Genomic DNA, 18,033 nt, shown 5'->3' on the forward strand with positions numbered 1-18,033 from the left:
CGTCAATCGTCTTAAGGAGACTGAGCGATCAAGCGAAGCAACCCAAGAGGGCGCGTCCAGGATAAGCGCCCCCCGATGAACGAGCGTATTACCGAGGATCAGGTTCGCCTGATCGATGCCGACGGCGAGCAGCTGGGCGTAGTGCCCACCAGCGAAGCACTGGAGCGCGCCGAAGCCTCGGGACTCGACCTCGTACAGATATCCAATGCCGATCCGATCGTCTGCAAGATCATGGACTACGGCAAGTTCGTCTTCGAGCAGAAGAAGCAGAAGTCTGCTCAGAAGAAGAAGACGAAGCAGATTCAGGTCAAGGAAGTCAAGTTCCGGCCTGGCACCGACGAGGGCGACTATCAGGTCAAGCTTAAGAACCTGATCCGTTTCCTCGAAGGTGGCGACAAGGGCAAGGTCACGCTGCGTTTCCGCGGTCGTGAGATGGCGCACCAGGACCTCGGCCGCAAGCTGATGGAACGGATCGCCGCCGATCTCGAGGAGATCGGAACCGTGGAGTCCTTCCCCAAGATGGAAGGGCGGCAGATGATCATGATCATTGCCCCCAAGAAGAAGCAGTAAGCAGCAGTAGAGAAGAAGTGATCCGGCGGCCCGTCCAACGGGCGGTGGGGTAGCCCACCGTCGGCCCCGGGTTTTCTGAAAAAAACCTCGTAATGGAGTGTTCTTCCATGCCGAAGATCAAGAGCAACAGTGGCGCCGCCAAGCGCTTCAAGAAGACGGCCAACGGCTTCAAGCACAAGCAGTCGTTCCGTAGCCACATCCTGACCAAGAAGTCCACCAAGCGTAAGCGTCAGCTGCGCGGCATGAAGCAGATCCACGACGCCGATAAGGCGCTGATCCAGCGGATGCTGCCCAATCTGTAACCCTTGGTAGACCCTATTTTCGTCAGGAGTAAGCTATGACTCGTGTCAAGCGTGGCGTTGTCGCCCGTCGTCGTCACAAGAAGATTCTCAAGCAGGCCAAGGGTTACTACGGTGCCCGTAGCCGCGTGTTCCGCGTTGCCAAGCAGGCCGTCATCAAGGCCGGCCAGTACGCTTACCGCGACCGCCGCCAGCGCAAGCGCCAGTTCCGCGCCCTGTGGATCCAGCGTATCAACGCCGGTGCCCGTCAGCATGGCCTGTCCTACAGCCGCTTCGTCGGTGGCCTGAAGAAGGCCGGTATCGAGATCGACCGCAAGGTCCTGGCGGATCTGGCCGTGCACGAGAAGGCAGCCTTCGCTGCCATTGTCGAGAAGGCCAAGGCTGCCCAGTAAGTGACCGCGTCATCCGCGTGTGTCCTGTCACGGCAGGGCACACGTTGACGTTCAGGGGGAAGAGCAGCCGCTCTTCCCCTTTTTCTTGAAGACTGATACTTGAATTCGGAGCGCAACGGATGGACCACCTTCCCACTTTGGTCAGCGAGGCCCGCCAGGCGATCCAGGCCGCCGAGACCATTCCGGCCCTGGAGGAGCTTCGTGTGCGCTACCTCGGCAAGAAGGGCGAGATCACCGCGCTGCTCAAGGGGCTCGGCCAGCTGCCGGCCGCCGAGCGCCCGGCCGCCGGTGAACGGATCAACCAGGCCAAGCAGGCGCTCGCCGAGGAGCTTGAGGGGCGCCGTGCGGCCCTGGAGAAGGCAGCCCTGGAGGCGCGCCTCTCCGCCGAGCGCATCGACGTGACCCTGCCCGGGCGCGGTCAGTCCAGCGGCGGTTTGCATCCGGTGACGCGCACCCTGGAGCGCATCGAGGGGCTCTTCACTCGCATCGGCTACGACGTGGCGGTGGGTCCCGAGATCGAGGATGACTACCACAACTTCGAGGCGCTCAACATCCCGGCCCACCATCCGGCGCGGGGCATGGCCGACACCTTCTACTTCGACGCCACCCGACTGCTGCGCACCCACACCTCGCCGGTCCAGGTGCGCACCATGAAGGAGGGCAAGCCGCCCATCCGTGTCGTCTGCCCGGGCCGGGTCTACCGCAGCGATTCCGACCTGACCCATACCCCCATGTTCCACCAGGTGGAAGGGCTGCTGGTGGACGAGGATGTCAGCTTCGCCGATCTCAAGGGCACCATCGAGGACTTCCTGCACGCCTTCTTCGAGCGTGACGATCTCTCGGTGCGTTTCCGTCCCTCCTACTTCCCTTTTACCGAGCCTTCCGCCGAGGTCGATATCCAGTGCGTGATGTGCTCCGGTGACGGCTGCCGGGTCTGCTCCCACAGCGGCTGGCTCGAGGTGATGGGCTGCGGCATGGTGCACCCCGAGGTGTTCCGCCACTCCGGCATCGACGCTGAGCGCTACACCGGCTTCGCCTTCGGCATGGGGGCCGAGCGGCTGGCCATGCTGCGCTATGGCGTGAATGATCTGCGCATGTTCTTCGACAATGACCTGCGCTTCCTGCGCCAGTTTGCCTGACCTCCCTCGCACCAGCAGAACACAGGATTTGTCATGAAATTTTCTGAACAGTGGCTGCGCGAATGGGTGTCGCCGCAGCTTACGACCCAGGCCCTGGCCGACCAGATCACCATGGCCGGGCTCGAAGTGGACGCGGTGGAGTCTGTTGCGGCGACCTTTGAGGGCGTGGTGGTGGCCGAGGTGCTGGAGAAGATCCCGCACCCCGATGCCGACAAGCTGAGTGTCTGCCGGGTCGACGACGGCTCCGGCGAGCCGGTCCAGGTGGTGTGCGGGGCGCCCAACGTGGCGGTGGGGCAGCGGGTGCCCTTCGCCCGGGTCGGGGCCCTGCTACCCGGCGACTTCAAGATCAGAAAGGCCAAGCTGCGCGGCCAGGAGTCCCGCGGCATGATCTGTTCCGCCTCCGAGCTCGGCCTGGAGGAGGAGACCTCCCCGGGCATCCTGGAGCTGCCGGCGAATGCGCCGGTGGGCGAGGACTTTCGCGCCTGGCTGGGCCTGGACGACCATACCATCGAGGTGGACCTGACCCCCAATCGCGGCGACTGCCTGAGTGTCAAGGGCATGGCTCGCGAGGTGGGTGTGCTCAATCGCCTGCCGGTGGTCGGGCCCGCCATCGCGCCGGTCGCCGCGACCCATGACGAGACCTTCGCGGTGCGCGTCGAGGACCCCGAGCGCTGCCCGCGCTATATCGGCCGGTTGATCAAGGGGGTCGACGTGACCGCCGAGACGCCGCTGTGGATGGTGGAGCGGCTGCGTCGCAGCGGCATCCGCTCCATCGATCCGGTGGTCGACGTCACCAACTACGTGATGCTGGAGCTCGGCCAGCCCCTCCACGCCTTCGATCGTGCCAACCTTCACGGGGCCGTGGTGGTGCGCCTGGCCAGGGAGGGTGAGCGCCTGGTGCTGCTCGATGGCCAGGAGGTCACCCTGGCCGATGACACCCTGGTGATCGCCGATGAGCGCGGCCCCCTGGCTATCGCCGGCGTCATGGGTGGCGAGCACTCCGGCGTGAATGCCGAGACCCGCGACATCTTCCTGGAGTCGGCCTTCTTCGCGCCCCTAGCGGTGGCCGGCCAGGCGCGCAACTACGGCCTGCATACCGATGCCTCCCACCGCTTCGAGCGCGGGGTGGACCCGCTCCTGGCCCGGGAGGCCGCCGAACGCGCCACGGCGCTGCTGCTCGAGATCACCGGCGGCGAGCCGGGGCCGCTGGTGGAGGTGGCAAGCGGTGAGCACCTGCCCGGCGAGCGCCAGGTGCGCCTGCGCGCCGCGCGGCTCGAGCAGGCGCTGAGCAAGGCGCTGCCCGCCGATGAGGTCACCGACATCCTGGAGCGTCTTGGGATGGCGGTGAAGGCCGATGCGCTTGGCTGGAGCGCCGCGGTGCCGAGCTGGCGCTTCGATATCGCCATCGAGGAGGACCTGATCGAGGAGGTGGCCCGGATCCACGGCTACAACCGCCTGCCGGTACGCCGTCCGGCGGCACGCCTGGCCCTGCGTCCCGACCACGAGTCGCGCACACCGCTCGCCCGCCTGCGTCGCCAGATGGTGGCCCGCGGCTACCAGGAGGCGGTGACCTACAGCTTCGTCGCCCCTGACCTGCAGAAGGCGCTGCTGCCCGAGGCCGTCTCGCCGGTACTGGCCAACCCCATCTCCGCGGACCTGTCGGTGATGCGGGCGAGCCTCTTCCCGGGCCTGGTGCGTGCGCTTCAGCACAACCTCAATCGCCAGCAGACTCGGGTGCGCCTGTTCGAGACCGGCCTGATCTTCCGCGGTGAGCTCGACGAGCTGCAGCAGCTGCCCATGCTGGGCGCACTGGTGTGTGGTTCCCGGGATCCCGAGGGCTGGGCCGCCGCGCGCGACGGTGTCGACTTCTTCGACCTCAAGGGCGACCTGGAGAGCCTCCTGGCCATGGGCGGCGAGCCCGAGGCCTGGCGCTTCGAGCCCGCGACGCATTCGGCACTGCATCCTGGTCAGTGCGCCCGGATCCTCCACCGCGGTGAGGAGGCCGGCTGGATCGGCACCTTGCACCCCGCGGTGCGCGCCCAGCTGGGGCTGAAGGTGGACGCCGTGCTGTTCGAGGTGCGCCTCGATGCCCTGACCCATGGCCGGGTGCCGGCCTTCACGCCGCTGTCGCGCTTCCCGGAAGTGCGCCGTGACCTGGCCTTCCTGGTGGACGAGGATCTGCCCGTCCAGGCGCTGCTCGATACCATCCAAGGCCAGGCCGGCGAATGGCTCACCGAGAGCCGCCTGTTCGATGTCTATCGGGGCAAGGGGGTCGCGGAAGGACGCAAGAGCGTGGCGCTGGGCTTGACCTGGCAGCATCCTTCGCGCACGCTGAATGACGAAGAAATCAATCAGTTGGTCGATGCCATCGTCACCGAGTCACGTCAGCACCTGGGCGCGGAGCTTCGCGGTTAAGCGTTGCGGAGAGGCGCGGCGAAGGAGCCGGCGAGGCGGAGCGGGGAGTCGGTACCGGCCGTGAGGCGGACCCCATACGAGGGAGTGAACATGGGTGCACTGACCAAGGCCGAGCTGGCCGAGCATCTGCATGCCGAGCTGGGCCTCTCCAAGCGCGAGGCCAAGTCCATGGTGGAAGCCTTCTTCGAGGAGATCCGGGCCTGCCTGCGCGAGAATGAACAGGTCAAGCTGTCCGGTTTCGGCAACTTCGACCTGCGCGACAAGCGCGAACGGCCGGGCCGCAACCCCAAGACCGGCGAGGAGATCCCGATCTCCGCCCGGCGCGTGGTGACTTTTCGACCCGGCCAGAAGCTCAAGAGCCAGGTGGAGGGCTACCGCGGCGACGCCTGATCTTCGCCGTGCCACCCTGCGTAGAACGCCACCCTTCGGGGTGGCGTTCTACGTTCCTTATACGCCGCCGCCGTTCTCCAGTGCCCAGGTGATCACCACCTTGAACACATAGCCCAGGATGCCGGCGCCCAGCACGACGAAGAGCATGAGGGTGCCGAAGCGTCCGGCGTTGGACTTCTTCGCCAGGTCCCAGATGATGAAGCCCATGAACAGGATCAGGCCGCCGATCATGATCGGGGTGATCCAGGTCTCGAAGGTCTGCTGCATGTCGCCTCCGTGCAGGGGATGAAAGACCCAGCATTATACTGGGTCATCCCGCCCGGCGCAGGGCCCGGGGTGCGGCGAAACGCCTCGCCGGGGGATGGGCCGCGCCAATGAGTCGTGTTAATATCCGAGTGGAATTCTCAGGTAAATCCAAGACATGCCCATGCTCAAGATCTTCGTCGGTACCATGTATGGCGGCGCCCTGGACGTCGCCGAGCAGGTCAAGCCGCTGTTCGAGGAGGCCGGCTTCGAGGTGGCCATCCTCGAGAATCCCGTCCTCGAGGACCTCACCGGGTCGGATATCGACCTGGCGCTGTTCTGCGTCTCCACCACCGGCAGCGGCGACTACCCGGGCAACTTCGTGCCCTTCGCCCGGGCCATCGCCGAGCAGAGCCCCGGGCTCTCCTCGCTGCGCTACGGGCTGATCGCCCTGGGCGACAGCTCCTACGGCGAGACCTTCTGCGGTGCCGGGCGTCAGCTCGACGAGCTGTTGCAGGGGCAGGGCGCCCAGCGTCTCGGCGAGCGGCTGGAGGTCGATGCCATGGAGACCTTCATGGCCGATGACGCCGCCTTGCCCTGGGCCGAGGAGTGGATCGAGTCCCAAGCGCTCAAGGTGGCCTGAGATGGGCGCCCAGCCGACCCCCGAACGGCTCAGCCTGATGCTGGGCCTTGCGCTGCTGATGCTGTCGACCATCCCCCGCTACCTGGTGGGCGGCCACGACAACCGCTTCAACCTGATCCTGATCGCCCTGCTGGTGGTGGCCGGCGTGGCGGTGGCCCACTGGCGGATGCTCGAGGCCGAGGCACGCCGGCGCCTGCCGCCCCTGATGGGGCGGCTGGCCGTGTGCATGGTGGTAGGCCTGGCGGGGATGGGGCTCTACCACGCCCTGTTCACCGACTTCATCGGCTGGGAGCTGCTGATTGCCCACGGCGCCACCCTGGGGCTGCTGCTGCACGCCCTCGGGCTGTGGATCAAGGCGCCTCGCTAGGCCTGCCACAGGCAAAGAGCCAACAAGCCTCAAGCATATGCGACAAGGAGCAAGCGTCAGGGACCTCCCCTGGGCTTGCTCCTTGCGTTGGTGAGCCTTGATCTCCTGAGGCGTGCGGCTCAGCCCAGGGTGTAGCAGGGCTCGTAGTCGCCGGAGAGCTTCATGCGGCCTTGGGCGACGAAGGAGTCGAGGAGCCGGTCGAGGCGCGCCATCAGCTCCTCCTCGGCGTGCAGGCGGAAGGGGCCGTGGGCCTGAATGGCGCGGATGCCCTGTTCCTTGACGTTGCCGGCGACGATCCCCGAGAAGGCGCGGCGCAGGTTGGCGGCCAGCTCATGAACCGGCTGGTTGCGGTGCAGGGCCAGCCCGGCCATGGCCTCGTGGGTGGGCGCGAAGGGCTCCTGGAAGGGGCGGTCGATGGTCAGGCGCCAGTTGTAGTAGAAGGCGTCCTGGCGCGCCCGGCGGTACTCGGCCACCGCATCGATGCCCTTGCGCATGGCGCGGGCCACCTCGGTGGGGTCGTCGATGATGATGCGATAGCGCTGACGCACCGTTTCCCCGAGGGTGTAGACCAGGAACTCGTCGATGCGCGCGAAGTACTCGGCGCTGTTGGCCGGCCCGCTGAAGATCACCGGCAGTTCCATGTCGGCATTGTCCGGATGGAGCAGGATGCCGAGCAGGTAGAGGATCTCCTCGGCGGTGCCCACCCCGCCCGGGAAGACGATGATGCCGTGGCCCAGGCGCACGAAGGCCTCCAGGCGTTTCTCGATGTCGGGCATCACCACCAGTTCGTTGACGATGGGGTTGGGCGCCTCGGCGGCGATGATGCCGGGCTCCGAGACCCCGAGGTAGCGGCCCTCGCGACGGCGCTGCTTGGCATGGGCCACGTTGGCGCCCTTCATGGGGCCCTTCATGGCGCCCGGGCCGCAGCCGGTGCAGATGTCCATCTCGCGCAGGCCCAGGTGGTAGCCGACGTCCTTGCTGTACTCGTACTCCTCGCGGGAGATGGAGTGGCCGCCCCAGCAAACCACCAGGCTGGGATCGCGGCCGGGCTTGAGGGTGCCGGCCTTGCGCAGGATATGGAACACGGCGTTGGTGGTGCCCTCGCCGGTGCTCAGGTCGAAGCGCTGGTGGCCCTGGATCTCGTTGTAGACGTAGACGATGTCGCGCAGCACCGAGGAGAGGTGCTCGCGGATGCCGCGGATCATCTTGCCATCCACGAAGGCCTCGGCCGGGGCGTTGGTGAGCTTGAGGCGGATGCCGCGATCCTGCGGGATCACCTCGATATCGAAGTCCCGGTAGGCCTCCATCAGGGCGACGCCGTCGTCGATGGGCGAGCCGCAGTTGAGCACTGCCAGGGAGCAGCGGCGCAGGATGTCGTGCAGGCCGGCCTTGGAGGTGTCGTGAAGGCGACTCACCTCGTGCTGGGAGAGGATCTCGAGGCTGCCTTCAGGAGAGATGATGCTGGAGATGGTATCGGGCATAGAGGCGTCCTTGTCGCGGGTGTCGTCTGTGCCGATGCTATCACGGCACGCTTGCGCCCGGTGCTACAATGGCCTGCCCACCCCTCATCTGGCCCGCCATGTTCAACGCGCTCTACTTTCGCACCTTCATCACCCTGGTCGAGACCGGCAGCTTCACCCAGACGGCGCGCCGCCTGGAGATGACCCAGCCCGGCGTCAGCCAGCACGTGCGCAAGCTCGAGCAGTACCTGGAGAAGCCGCTGCTGGAGCGTCACGGCCGGCGCTTTACCCTCACCGAGGCGGGGCGGCGGGCCTATGACTATGCGCTGAAGCTGTTTGCCGACCACGAGCAGTTTCGCCACTCCCTGGATGCCGACTCCCTCTTCTCGGGGGAGTGCCGGCTCGCCTCGCCAGGCAGCGTGGGGCTGATGCTCTACCCCTTCCTGCTCGGGCAGCAGCAGATGCACCCCGGCCTCTCGGTCAGCTACAGCTTTGCCTTCAACCACGAGATCGTCCAGGACGTGCTGGCCGGCCGCTACGACCTGGGCATCGTCACCGACACCCTGCGCCAGCCTGACCTTAAGGTGGAACCCTGGCACCGCGAGCCCCTGTGCTTGGTGGTGCCGGCGGATTTCGCCGGCAGCGGGCTCGCCGAGCTGATGGGCATCGGCTTCGTCAACTACTACGATGGCCTCAACCACGCCAGTGCGCTGCTGCGCAGCAACTTCCCCCGCGAGTTTCGCTCCATGAGCCACTTCCGGCGCCAGGGCTTCACCAACGAGGTGGGCATGGTGCTGGATGCGGTGGCCCGGGGGCTAGGTTTTACCGTGGTCTCGCGGCTGGTGCTGGAGACCTCGCCCTGGCAGCGCCAGGTCAAGGAGCTGGACCTGCCGGTGGCGGTCCACGAGACCCTGCATCTGGTCACCCGCGCCGGCAGCGAGATGCCGCGCCGCTACGTGCGCCTGCTCGAGGATTTCCGGGAGCAGCGTCGCCAGGCGCTCTCCGGCTTCGGGGAGCTCCCGGCAGGGCCTTGATGATGTGAAAGCGAGAAGCACCGAGGGCAGGCCGGCCTGACCGGCGCCGTCAAACGCAAGGCCCCGCCGGATGGCGGGGCCTTGGTCGTCATGGGCGAGAGCGGATCAGTCGCGATATTCGTCGATGCTGGGGCAGGAGCAGACCAGCTGGCGGTCGCCGAAGACGTTGTCGACCCGGTTGACCGCAGGCCAGTACTTGGAGGCCTTGACCGCCGCGGTGGGGAAGGCGGCCAGCTCGCGGGAGTAGGGGCGCTTCCACTCGGCGTCCATCAGGTCGGCCTGGGTGTGCGGGGCGTTGACCAGCGGGTTGTCGTCCGCCGGCCACTCGCCGGCCTCGACCCGCGCGATCTCCTCGCGGATTGCGATCATGGCGTCGCAGAAGCGGTCGATCTCGTAGAGGGACTCCGACTCGGTGGGCTCGATCATCAGCGTGCCCGGTACCGGGAAGGACATGGTCGGGGCGTGGAAGCCGTAGTCCATCAGGCGCTTGGCGATGTCCTCCTCGCTGATGCCCGAGGCCGCCTTGAGCGGACGGATGTCGATGATGCACTCGTGGGCCACGCTGCCGTTCTCGCCACGATAGAGCACCGGGTAGTGCTCGCCGAGGCGGGCGGCGATGTAGTTGGCGTTGAGGATGGCGAGCTCGGTGGCCTCGCGCAGGCCCCGTGCACCCATCATCTTGATGTAGGCCCAGGAGATCGGCAGGATCGACGCCGAACCGAAGGCCGCGGCCGATACCGCGCCGCAGTCGGCGTTGACGCCGGGGATGGGAGTGACCACGTGGTTCGAGACGTAGGGGGCGAGGTGCGCCTTAACGCCGATCGGACCCATGCCCGGGCCGCCGCCGCCGTGGGGGATGCAGAAGGTTTTGTGCAGGTTGAGGTGGCTGACGTCGCCGCCGAAGTCGCCTGGACGGGTCAGGCCCACCTGTGCGTTCATGTTGGCGCCGTCCACGTAGACCTGGCCGCCGTGGGCATGCACGATCGCGCACACCTCGCGCACGTTGGCCTCGAAGACCCCGTGGGTGGAGGGATAGGTGATCATGATCGAGGAGAGCGCCTCGCTGTGCTGCTCGGCCTTGGCGCGCAGGTCGTTGACGTCGATGTTGCCCTGTGCGTCGCACTCCACCACCACCACCTTGAGGCCGACCATGGCCGCCGAGGCGGGGTTGGTGCCGTGGGCGGAGCTCGGGATCAGGCAGACATCCCGGTGGCCTTCGCCGATGGCGGCCTGGTAGCGGCGGATCGCCACCAGACCGGCGTACTCGCCCTGGGCGCCGGAGTTGGGCTGCATGGAGATGTGGTCGTAGCCGGTCACCTCAACCAGGAAGGCGGCCAGCTCGTCGATCATCTGCTGGTAGCCGGCCACCTGGTCGCGGGGCACGAAGGGGTGCACGTTGGCGAACTCCGGCCAGGTGATCGGGATCATCTCGCTGGTGGCGTTGAGCTTCATGGTGCAGGAGCCGAGCGGGATCATCGCGTGGGCCAGCGACAGGTCCTTGTTCTCCAGGCGCTTGAGGTAGCGCAGCATCTCGGTCTCGCTGCGGTAGCGCTTGAAGGTCGGGTGGGTCAGGAAGTCGCTCTCGCGCCGGCACGCCGCCGGAATCCCGCTGGCGCCCTCGGCCACGGCACGCTCGTCCAGGGCCGCGACGGAGAGGCCGTGCTCCTCGCCCACCAGCACGTCGAACAGCACGTCCAGGTCATGGGCGGTGGTGGTCTCGTCGAGGCTTACGCCCACGTCGCCATTGTCGAAGTAGCGCAGGTTGATCTCGCGGGTCAGGGCGCGTCCGTGTAGCTTGCCGGCATCCACGCCGGTCAGGCGCAGGGTGTCGAACCAGCTGTCGTGGGCAAGCTTAATGCCCTTTTCGCGGAGGCCCGTGGCCAGCAGGGTGGTCAGGCGATGGATGCGGGAGGCGATGGTGCGCAGCCCCTCGGCGCCGTGGTAGACCGCATAGAAGCCGGCGATGTTGGCCAGCAGCGCCTGGGCGGTACAGATGTTGGAAGTGGCCTTCTCGCGACGGATGTGCTGCTCGCGGGTCTGCATCGCCATACGCAGCGCCTGGCCGCCGCGGCTGTCCTGGGAGACGCCGATGATGCGTCCCGGGATCGAGCGCTTGAGCTTGTCGGTGGTGGCAAAGAAGGCCGCGTGGGGGCCGCCGAAGCCCATCGGTACGCCGAAGCGCTGGGTCGTGCCGATGACGATGTCGGCGCCCAGCGCCCCCGGCTCCTTGAGCAGCACCAGGCTCATGATGTCGGCGGCCACGCAGGTCATGATGCCGCGCTCGGCGGCGGCGCCGAGCAGCGGCGCCAGGTCATGGACCCGGCCGCTCTCGCCGGGGTACTGCAGCAGGGCCCCGAAGGCCTCTGTCTCGGCCAGCTGCTCGACCGGGGCCACCACCAGCTCGAAGCCGAAGTAGGCGGCCCGGGTGCGCACCACGTCCAGGGTCTGGGGCAGCACGTCGTCGGCGACGAAGAAGACCTCGCTCTTGGCCTTCTTGTTGGCACGGTGGCACAGCGCCATGGCCTCGGCGGCGGCGGTGGCCTCGTCCAGCAGCGAGGCGTTGGCCAGCTCCATGCCGGTCAGGTCCATCACCATCTGCTGGAAGTTGAGCAGTCCCTCCAGGCGGCCCTGGGAGATCTCCGGCTGGTAGGGGGTGTAGGCGGTGTACCAGCCCGGGTTCTCCAGCACGTTGCGCTGGATCACCGGCGGCAGGTGGGTGCCGTGGTAGCCCTGGCCGATATAGCTCTTGAACACGCGGTTCTGACGCGCCAGGCGCTTCAGGTAGTCCAGCGCCTCCGCCTCGCTGCGCGGCGGGTCCAGCTCGAGCTCGCGGCCCAGGCGGATATCCGCCGGCACGGTGCGCTCGATCAGCGCCGAAAGGCTCTCCACCCCGAGGGTGGCCAGCATGGCCGTCACGTCCGCCTCGCGGGGACCGTTGTGGCGTTGCAGGAAGTCATCGTGGGCGGCCAGGTCGGCCAGGCGGCGAGTGTCGATCGGCATGGGGGCACCGTAGCGTGGGTCAGGGGCGTCGAGGGGACGACGCAGGCGTTGAAATCAAGGCCCCGGCCAGGGCGGCCGGGGCAGCAGGGAGCGTCGCGGCGGCCTCAGTCGTCGGACTGGGCGACGGCGGCGTAGCCGTCAGCATCCAGCAGGTCGTCGAGCTGGGCGCTGTCGTCCAGGCGAACCTTCATGATCCAGCCGTCCGCATAGGGGGCCTCGTTGACGGTCTCGGGGGCGTCCTCGAGCGCTTCGTTGACGGCGATGACCTCGCCGGCCACCGGGGCGTAGAGGTCGGAGGCGGCCTTGACCGACTCGATCACGCCGAACTCCTCCTTCACGGCGAGGGTGCGGCCGACCTCGGGCAGCTCCACGAACACCACGTCGCCGAGCGCCTGCTGGGCGTGGTCGCTGATGCCGATGGTCACGGTGCCGTCACCGTTGTCCAGCACCCATTCGTGGCTGTCGGCGTAGCGGAGGTTGGCAGGAATTGAGCTCATGAGAATTTCCTATACGAAAAAGGTTTTCTGGATGTGCAAATGCTAACGCCATCGACGGCGTTTGGCGAGCCCCCGCGGCGTATCCGGGGCGTACTCCCGCCTCCAAGGGTGGCCTGGCGGTGGCCTTTCGTCCAGCCGCAGGCCCCGTCACGGGGAGATTTGGCCTCGTCACTGGTGGTCAACGCCGCCTGGGGTCACGGCTCGGCGCCGGGCAGGCGGCGCGGGGCGACGATGCCGGCGAGACTGACTATCCTGCGGGTAGCGGCATGGCTTCGCGGGCCCTGTTCGTGTTTCTCATCGGAAACATGTTTTCACCGAATGGGGCAAGAATTGAAGTTGAGTCTTTCGTCAGGCTGGTGAAGAGGCGGCAAGATCCGCTATGTTAGCGCGGTTCGTTTCGTCGATCCTGCGCATGGCCAACGCCACGGCGGGATGATCGCCTGGCATTGCGGGGCGTGGTCGGCGAATCAAAACAACAATCGCAAAGGGAGATTCACGTGGAAACCTTGAACAGTATCTTTGGGGCCATCAACGGCGTGGTGTGGGGGCCGCTGATGCTCATCCTGCTGCTGGGGGTAGGCCTCTACCTCCAGATCGGCCTCAAGCTGATGCCGCTGCGCAAGCTCGGCATGGGCTTCAAGCTGATGTGGCAGGGGCGGGATGCCAAGCCGGCGCCCGGCGAAAAGAAGAAGGACGATGACGGCGAGATCTCGCCCTTCAACGCCCTGATGACGGCGCTTTCCGCCACCATCGGCACCGGCAACATCGCCGGCGTGGCGACCGCCATCGCCCTGGGCGGCCCCGGTGCGGTGTTCTGGATGTGGATCACGGCGCTGGTGGGCATGGCCACCAAGTTTGCCGAGGCGGTGCTGGCGGTGCGCTACCGCGAGACCGACAGCACCGGCTACCATATCGGTGGTCCGATGTTCTACATCAAGAACGGCCTGGGCAAGAAGTGGCTGTGGCTGGGTGGCGCCTTCGCCTTCTTTGGGGCCGTGGCGGCCTTCGGCATCGGCAATACCGTGCAGTCCAACTCGGTGGCCGACGCCCTGGATTCCACCTTCGGCATCCCCCATGGGCTCACCGGCGTGGTGATCATGGTGCTGGCCGGTGCGGTGATCCTGGGTGGCATCAAGCGGATCGCCAAGGTAGCCGGCAAGCTGGTGCCGATCATGGGCATCCTCTATGTGATCGCCGGTATCCTGGTGCTGATCGTCAACGCTGGCCAGATCGGCGAGGCCTTCCGGCTGATCTTCTACTACGCCTTCAACCCGATCGCGGCGGCCGGCGGCTTCGCCGGGGCGGCGGTGATGGCGGCCATTCGCTTCGGTGTGGCCCGCGGCATCTTCTCCAACGAGGCGGGCCTGGGCAGTGCGCCCATCGCCCACGCCGCTGCCAGGACCAAGAACCCGGTGCGCCAGGGCATGATCGCCATGCTCGGCACCTTCATCGATACCATCATCATCTGCACCATCACCGCCCTGGTGATCCTGACCTCCACGGTGTGGATCGAGGGGGAGGCCGGCGCCTCGCTGACCGCGCTCTCGTTCGACGCGGCCCTGCCGGGCTTCGGCAACCAGATCGTGTCGGTGGCGCTGGCGGTCTTCGCCTTCACCACCATCCTCGGTTGGTCCTTCTACGGCGAGAAGTGCTTCCAGTTCCTGTTCGGTACCCGCTCGATCATGCTCTACCGGGTGCTGTTCGTGCTGGCGATCCCGCTGGGGGCCATGGCCAACCTGGGCTTCATCTGGTTGATGGCCGACACCTTCAACGCCATGATGGCGATTCCCAACCTGATCGCCCTGGCGCTGCTGTCGCCGGTGGTGTTCAAGCTGACCCGAGACTACTTCGACGGCAAGGAGGTCCTGCCGGGCGAAGAGCTCGACCACGACAAGGGCTGAGGCCGGCCCGATGACGACGGGAGGTGCCATGGCACCTCCCGTCCTTGTTTGCGAGACTCGAAGACGAGGGAGAGAAGATGAGCGAACTCAAGCACACCCCGCTGCATGGTCTGCATCGGGAGCTGGGCGCGAAGCTGGTGCCCTTCGCCGGCTACGAGATGCCGGTTCAGTACCCGCTCGGTGTCAAGAAGGAGCACGAGCATACCCGCAGCGCCTGCGGCCTCTTCGATGTCTCCCACATGGGCCAGCTGCTGCTGCGGGGGCCGTCTCCGGCCGAGGCGCTGGAGACCTTGGTGCCGGCGGATATCGTCGGCCTCGAGCCGGGCTGGCAGCGCTATGCGCTGTTCACCAGCGAGGCGGGCGGCATCCTCGACGACCTGATGGTGGTCAATGCCGGGGACCATCTCTACCTGGTGGTCAATGCCGCCTGCAAGGAGCAGGACATCGCCCACCTGCGCCGTGGGCTCTCCGCTGGGCATGAGCTCGAGGTCCTCGACCGCGGCCTGCTGGCCCTGCAGGGCCCCAAGGCCGCCGAGGTCATGGCGCGCCTCTGCCCGGCGGCCTGCGAGATGGTCTTCATGCAGCACGGCCGCTTCGAGATCGATGGCTTCCCCGTGTGGGTCAGCCGCAGCGGCTACACCGGCGAGGATGGCTTCGAGATCTCGGTGGCGGCCGAGCAGAGCGAGGCACTGGCGCAACGCCTGCTGGCCGAGCCAGAGGTGGAGGCGATCGGCCTGGGCGCCCGGGACTCCCTGCGTCTGGAGGCGGGGCTCTGCCTCTATGGCCACGATATCGACACCGAGACCACGCCGGTGGAGGCGGGGCTGGTGTGGGCGATCGGCCAGCCGCGGCGCCGCGGCGGAGAGCGTGCCGGTGGCTTCCCCGGGGCGGATGTGATCCTGCACCAGATGCACGCGAAGGATCACCAGCGCAAGCGGGTCGGGCTGCTGGGGGAGGGGCGTGCGCCGGTGCGCGAGGGTGTCGAGCTGTTCGATGCCGAGGGCGGTTGCATCGGGATCGTCACCTCCGGAGGCTTCGGTCCGTCGGTGGGGCGGCCGGTCGCCATGGGCTACGTGGCGGTGTCCCATGCCGAGATCGGGACCCAGGTGTTCGCCGATGTGCGTGGCAAGCGCCTGCCGATGACGGTCAGCAGGATGCCCTTCGTGGCGCCGGGCTACTACCGCGGCTGATCGCTGGGAGTTGATGGACACAGGACGGCCACCTTCGGGTGGCCGTCCTGTACTCGGGGCGCGGCGGTTGTTTTTATACCGTTAACTTGTCGTCGTGCTCGCCCGTAGGAATCCCCCCTCCACTCGCCGTGCCTAGCCTCTTATCCAACGAAACGTCAGGCTGATGCGCAGCCCGGGGATTCGCCGCGGCAGCAGGGCGTGCTGCAGGGTACGCTGCACGCCGGGCCCCATGACCAGCAGGCTGTCGTGGGGCAGCCAGGCATTGAAGGGCGCGGCGGCTCCCGCGACTCCGGCAGGGGCCGCGCTCGGCTTCCGGCGAAAGCGCAGCGGGCGCTCGGCCCCCAGCGAGACGGCGGTGATCAGCGGCTCGCGTCCGAGCTCGGGCTCGTCATCGCTGTGCCAGCCCATGCGCTCCTCGCCGCCCGCATAGCGATTGAGCAGCACGCTGTTGAAGCCGGCCTGCATGCCGTGGTCTGCCAGGGCGGCGATCACCCGATCCCGCAGTTCGGCCACGGCTGGGTGCCAGGGCTCGGGGCGAAAGTCCCGACCGGAATAGCGATAGTGCGCCTCGGGGTCGCCCATCCAGACCTGGGCGCGGGGAATGAGGTGCTCACGGCCGTAGAGGCGCAGGGTGGGGCGCTGCCAGGCGAGCTCGGCATCGAGGGTGTGAAGCAGCCGGGAGGCATGGGGCTCCCCCAGCAGGGGAGCCGTGAGCCACAGGGGCGGGTCGGGCAGCAGGATCTCGGTCGGCATCGCCCAAGGATGCCACGGCGGTGCTGATCCGACGAGCCGTGCGCCGAGCGTCAGCCGACCAGGGCCAGGCTCGCGCCGGCGAACAGCAGCCCGAGCAGGGCGCCGGCCACCACATCGCTCAGGTAGTGCAGGCCGAGGCCAACCCGGGAGAGGGCTATCAGCAGCACCAGCGGGACCAGCCAAGGCGCCAGCCAGGGCAGATGGTTCGCGGTCAGCACAAGGAACATCACCGCATGCATGGTGTGGCCGCTGGGAAAGCTGTAGCGGTCCCGGGCCGGCTCGTGGGAGCGCACGTTGCCCACGAAGGTGATGAAGGGACGCTCCCGGCACAGGCGCGTCTTCACCAGGCGGTAAACGGCAATGGCGACCAGGGCCGTCAGGGTGTACTGCACCAGGTGCCGCCAGCCGCCGCTCTCCTGCAGCAGCGGCTGGGCGAGCACCAGGGCCACCCAGGCGGGCCAGTCCCCGAGACGGTTGGCAAGGCGGAGCAGCCAAAGCCAGGGGCGATAGAGGTTGAGGCGGCCGATGCGCTGGCAGAGTCGCCACTCCAACAGGTCGAGGCGGTCAAGCAGGGCGGGGGCGCGAGTGTCCATGGGGAGTCTCCCGGGCGTGGTCGAGAACAGCGAGGAAGGCGTCGGCGATCGCCGGCCAGGCGTAGGCCAGCGCCCGCTCACGGGCATTTCGCCCCAGGCGGGCCCGTCGGGCCGGCTGCTGGCAGAGGGTAACGGCGGCCTCCCGGAAGCCGGCGACGTCCTCCACTGCCGGCGCCAAGCCGTTGAGGTCGTGGTCGATCAGCTCGGCGCCGGCGGCATGCCGAAAGGCCACCGTGGCCAGGCCGCTGGCCATCGCCTCGAGCAGCACGTTGCCCCAGGTCTCCGAGAGCGAGGGGAACAGGAAGAGGTCGGCGCTGGCATAGTGGCGCGCCAGGTCGTCGGCGGGGATGAAGCCGGTGAAGTGGGCATGGGGCAGCGAGGCCGCCAGGGCCTTGCGTCCCGGGCCGTCGCCGACGATAACGATGCGCGCATCGGGGCGGGCCTCGCCGATGGCCACGCAGCTCTCCCGCAGCAGCGCCAGGTTCTTCTCCGGGGCCAGGCGTCCCACGTGGAGGATGACCGGGGTGTGTTCGCCGGCCCCCCAGCGGGCGCGCAGGGCGGGGTCGCGGTGGGCCGGGGAGAAGCGCTCCCCGTCGATGCCGCGTGCCATGACCCGCACCTCCCGGAAGCCATCGGCCGTGAGCGCCTCGGCCTGACTGCGGGTCGGCACCAGGGTGGCCTGGCTGCGGTTGTGGAAGGTGCGCAGGCGGCGGCGCACCGGGCCGCTCAGCCAGGGAACGCCATAGTCATGGCAGTAGTGGTCGAAGTTGGTGTGCCAGCCGGCGACGCTTGGGATGGCCAGGCGCCGCGCGACACCCTGCGCCGACCAGCCCAGCGGGCCCTGGGTGGCGAGGTAGACCACGTCGGGGCGCTGTTCACGCCAGAACTGGGTGAGGCAGCGGGCGGCGGGCAGCCCCAGGCGGACCTCCCGGTAGCCCGGCAGCGAGACGCCGCGCACCCGAAGCTCGGCCTCCATGCCCTCGCTGCGTGGCGCCGGTGAGGCCGGTCGCGGACGCACCAGCTGCAGGCGATGGCCGCGTGCGATGGCTTCCCGGCTCAGGTGACCCAGGGTATGGGCGACGCCGTTGATCTCCGGCGCCCAGGTTTCGCTGACCAGACAGATACGCATGTGCATCCCCGCGGCGTG

General features: G+C 67.6%; 18 protein-coding genes. 11 read left to right on the top strand and 7 right to left on the bottom strand.

The genetic code is table 11. The annotated features are described in order from the left end of the window. The first annotated feature begins 27 nt into the window (after nucleotides 1–27). From infC to ihfA, 6 genes are all read left to right on the top strand, one after another. Nucleotides 28–570 (top strand): translation initiation factor IF-3, encoded by a 543-nt coding sequence (gene infC, locus DER72_RS03635; RefSeq protein ID WP_258306193.1) that lies wholly within the window; start codon nucleotides 28–30, stop codon nucleotides 568–570. A 107-nt stretch (nucleotides 571–677) separates the two neighbouring features. After that, nucleotides 678–872 carry a 50S ribosomal protein L35 gene (gene rpmI, locus DER72_RS03640; protein WP_089725334.1) on the top strand — a complete coding sequence of 65 codons (195 nt, stop codon included), beginning with the start codon at nucleotides 678–680 and terminating at the stop codon, nucleotides 870–872. 35 nt (nucleotides 873–907) lie between these two features. Continuing rightward, the gene (rplT, locus tag DER72_RS03645) at nucleotides 908–1,261 is read left to right on the top strand and encodes a 50S ribosomal protein L20 (protein ID WP_021817421.1); all 354 of its coding nucleotides are present in this window, start codon (nucleotides 908–910) and stop codon (nucleotides 1,259–1,261) included. Nucleotides 1,262–1,380: 119 nt separating this feature from the next. Further along, the gene (gene pheS / locus DER72_RS03650; RefSeq protein ID WP_110068638.1) at nucleotides 1,381–2,400 is read left to right on the top strand and encodes a phenylalanine--tRNA ligase subunit alpha; all 1,020 of its coding nucleotides are present in this window, start codon (nucleotides 1,381–1,383) and stop codon (nucleotides 2,398–2,400) included. 33 nt (nucleotides 2,401–2,433) lie between these two features. Further along, nucleotides 2,434–4,815, top strand: coding sequence for a phenylalanine--tRNA ligase subunit beta (pheT, locus tag DER72_RS03655; protein ID WP_110068639.1), 2,382 nt, complete (start codon nucleotides 2,434–2,436; stop codon nucleotides 4,813–4,815). Between the two features lie 90 nt (nucleotides 4,816–4,905). Then, nucleotides 4,906–5,205 carry an integration host factor subunit alpha gene (gene ihfA / locus DER72_RS03660; protein ID WP_110068640.1) on the top strand — a complete coding sequence of 100 codons (300 nt, stop codon included), beginning with the start codon at nucleotides 4,906–4,908 and terminating at the stop codon, nucleotides 5,203–5,205. 57 nt (nucleotides 5,206–5,262) lie between these two features. On the opposite strand, the gene DER72_RS03665 is transcribed toward ihfA, so the two are convergent. Beyond that, entirely contained in the window at nucleotides 5,263–5,472 is a 210-nt protein-coding gene (locus DER72_RS03665) for a DUF2788 domain-containing protein (protein ID WP_110068641.1), read from the bottom strand. Nucleotides 5,473–5,626: 154 nt separating this feature from the next. Here DER72_RS03665 and DER72_RS03670 point away from each other — a divergent pair, with 154 nt between their 5' ends. After that, nucleotides 5,627–6,091: a flavodoxin domain-containing protein gene (locus DER72_RS03670; RefSeq protein ID WP_110068642.1), complete on the top strand. Its 465-nt coding sequence runs from the start codon at nucleotides 5,627–5,629 to the stop codon at nucleotides 6,089–6,091. Nucleotide 6,092: 1 nt separating this feature from the next. Next, on the top strand, nucleotides 6,093–6,458 hold the full coding sequence (locus DER72_RS03675; RefSeq protein WP_110068643.1) for a hypothetical protein: 366 nt from the start codon (nucleotides 6,093–6,095) through the stop codon (nucleotides 6,456–6,458). Nucleotides 6,459–6,577: 119 nt separating this feature from the next. Here DER72_RS03675 and ppnN read toward each other — a convergent pair whose 3' ends face one another. Next, nucleotides 6,578–7,939 (bottom strand): nucleotide 5'-monophosphate nucleosidase PpnN, encoded by a 1,362-nt coding sequence (gene ppnN, locus DER72_RS03680; protein ID WP_110068644.1) that lies wholly within the window; start codon nucleotides 7,937–7,939, stop codon nucleotides 6,578–6,580. A gap of 98 nt (nucleotides 7,940–8,037) precedes the next feature. On the opposite strand from ppnN, the gene DER72_RS03685 reads away from it, so the two are divergent. Then, complete coding sequence (locus DER72_RS03685) at nucleotides 8,038–8,952, top strand: LysR family transcriptional regulator (protein ID WP_110068795.1); 915 nt, start codon at nucleotides 8,038–8,040, stop codon at nucleotides 8,950–8,952. A 105-nt stretch (nucleotides 8,953–9,057) separates the two neighbouring features. Here the strand turns inward: DER72_RS03685 and gcvP are convergent, their stop codons facing one another. After that, on the bottom strand, nucleotides 9,058–11,952 hold the full coding sequence (gcvP, locus tag DER72_RS03690) for an aminomethyl-transferring glycine dehydrogenase (RefSeq protein ID WP_110068645.1): 2,895 nt from the start codon (nucleotides 11,950–11,952) through the stop codon (nucleotides 9,058–9,060). A 104-nt stretch (nucleotides 11,953–12,056) separates the two neighbouring features. Further along, complete coding sequence (gene gcvH / locus DER72_RS03695; protein ID WP_110068646.1) at nucleotides 12,057–12,449, bottom strand: glycine cleavage system protein GcvH; 393 nt, start codon at nucleotides 12,447–12,449, stop codon at nucleotides 12,057–12,059. 497 nt (nucleotides 12,450–12,946) lie between these two features. Here gcvH and DER72_RS03700 point away from each other — a divergent pair, with 497 nt between their 5' ends. Then, nucleotides 12,947–14,350, top strand: coding sequence for a sodium:alanine symporter family protein (locus tag DER72_RS03700; RefSeq protein ID WP_110068647.1), 1,404 nt, complete (start codon nucleotides 12,947–12,949; stop codon nucleotides 14,348–14,350). A gap of 77 nt (nucleotides 14,351–14,427) precedes the next feature. Then, nucleotides 14,428–15,540: a glycine cleavage system aminomethyltransferase GcvT gene (gcvT, locus tag DER72_RS03705; protein WP_110068648.1), complete on the top strand. Its 1,113-nt coding sequence runs from the start codon at nucleotides 14,428–14,430 to the stop codon at nucleotides 15,538–15,540. Between the two features lie 132 nt (nucleotides 15,541–15,672). On the opposite strand, the gene DER72_RS03710 is transcribed toward gcvT, so the two are convergent. The 3 genes from DER72_RS03710 to DER72_RS03720 are packed head-to-tail and all read right to left on the bottom strand — an operon-like array spanning nucleotide 15,673 to nucleotide 18,015. After that, nucleotides 15,673–16,293 (bottom strand): alpha-ketoglutarate-dependent dioxygenase AlkB, encoded by a 621-nt coding sequence (locus DER72_RS03710; RefSeq protein WP_110068649.1) that lies wholly within the window; start codon nucleotides 16,291–16,293, stop codon nucleotides 15,673–15,675. 50 nt (nucleotides 16,294–16,343) lie between these two features. Next, nucleotides 16,344–16,886 (bottom strand): phosphatase PAP2 family protein, encoded by a 543-nt coding sequence (locus DER72_RS03715; protein WP_110068650.1) that lies wholly within the window; start codon nucleotides 16,884–16,886, stop codon nucleotides 16,344–16,346. Continuing rightward, nucleotides 16,858–18,015 carry a glycosyltransferase family 1 protein gene (locus DER72_RS03720; protein ID WP_110068651.1) on the bottom strand — a complete coding sequence of 386 codons (1,158 nt, stop codon included), beginning with the start codon at nucleotides 18,013–18,015 and terminating at the stop codon, nucleotides 16,858–16,860. The genes DER72_RS03715 and DER72_RS03720 overlap by 29 nt, the downstream gene beginning before the upstream one ends. Nucleotides 18,016–18,033: the final 18 nt, after the last annotated feature.

Origin of the sequence: Halomonas sp. A11-A (genome assembly GCF_003182195.1) — a bacterium.
GTDB lineage: Bacteria > Pseudomonadota > Gammaproteobacteria > Pseudomonadales > Halomonadaceae > Halomonas > Halomonas alkalicola.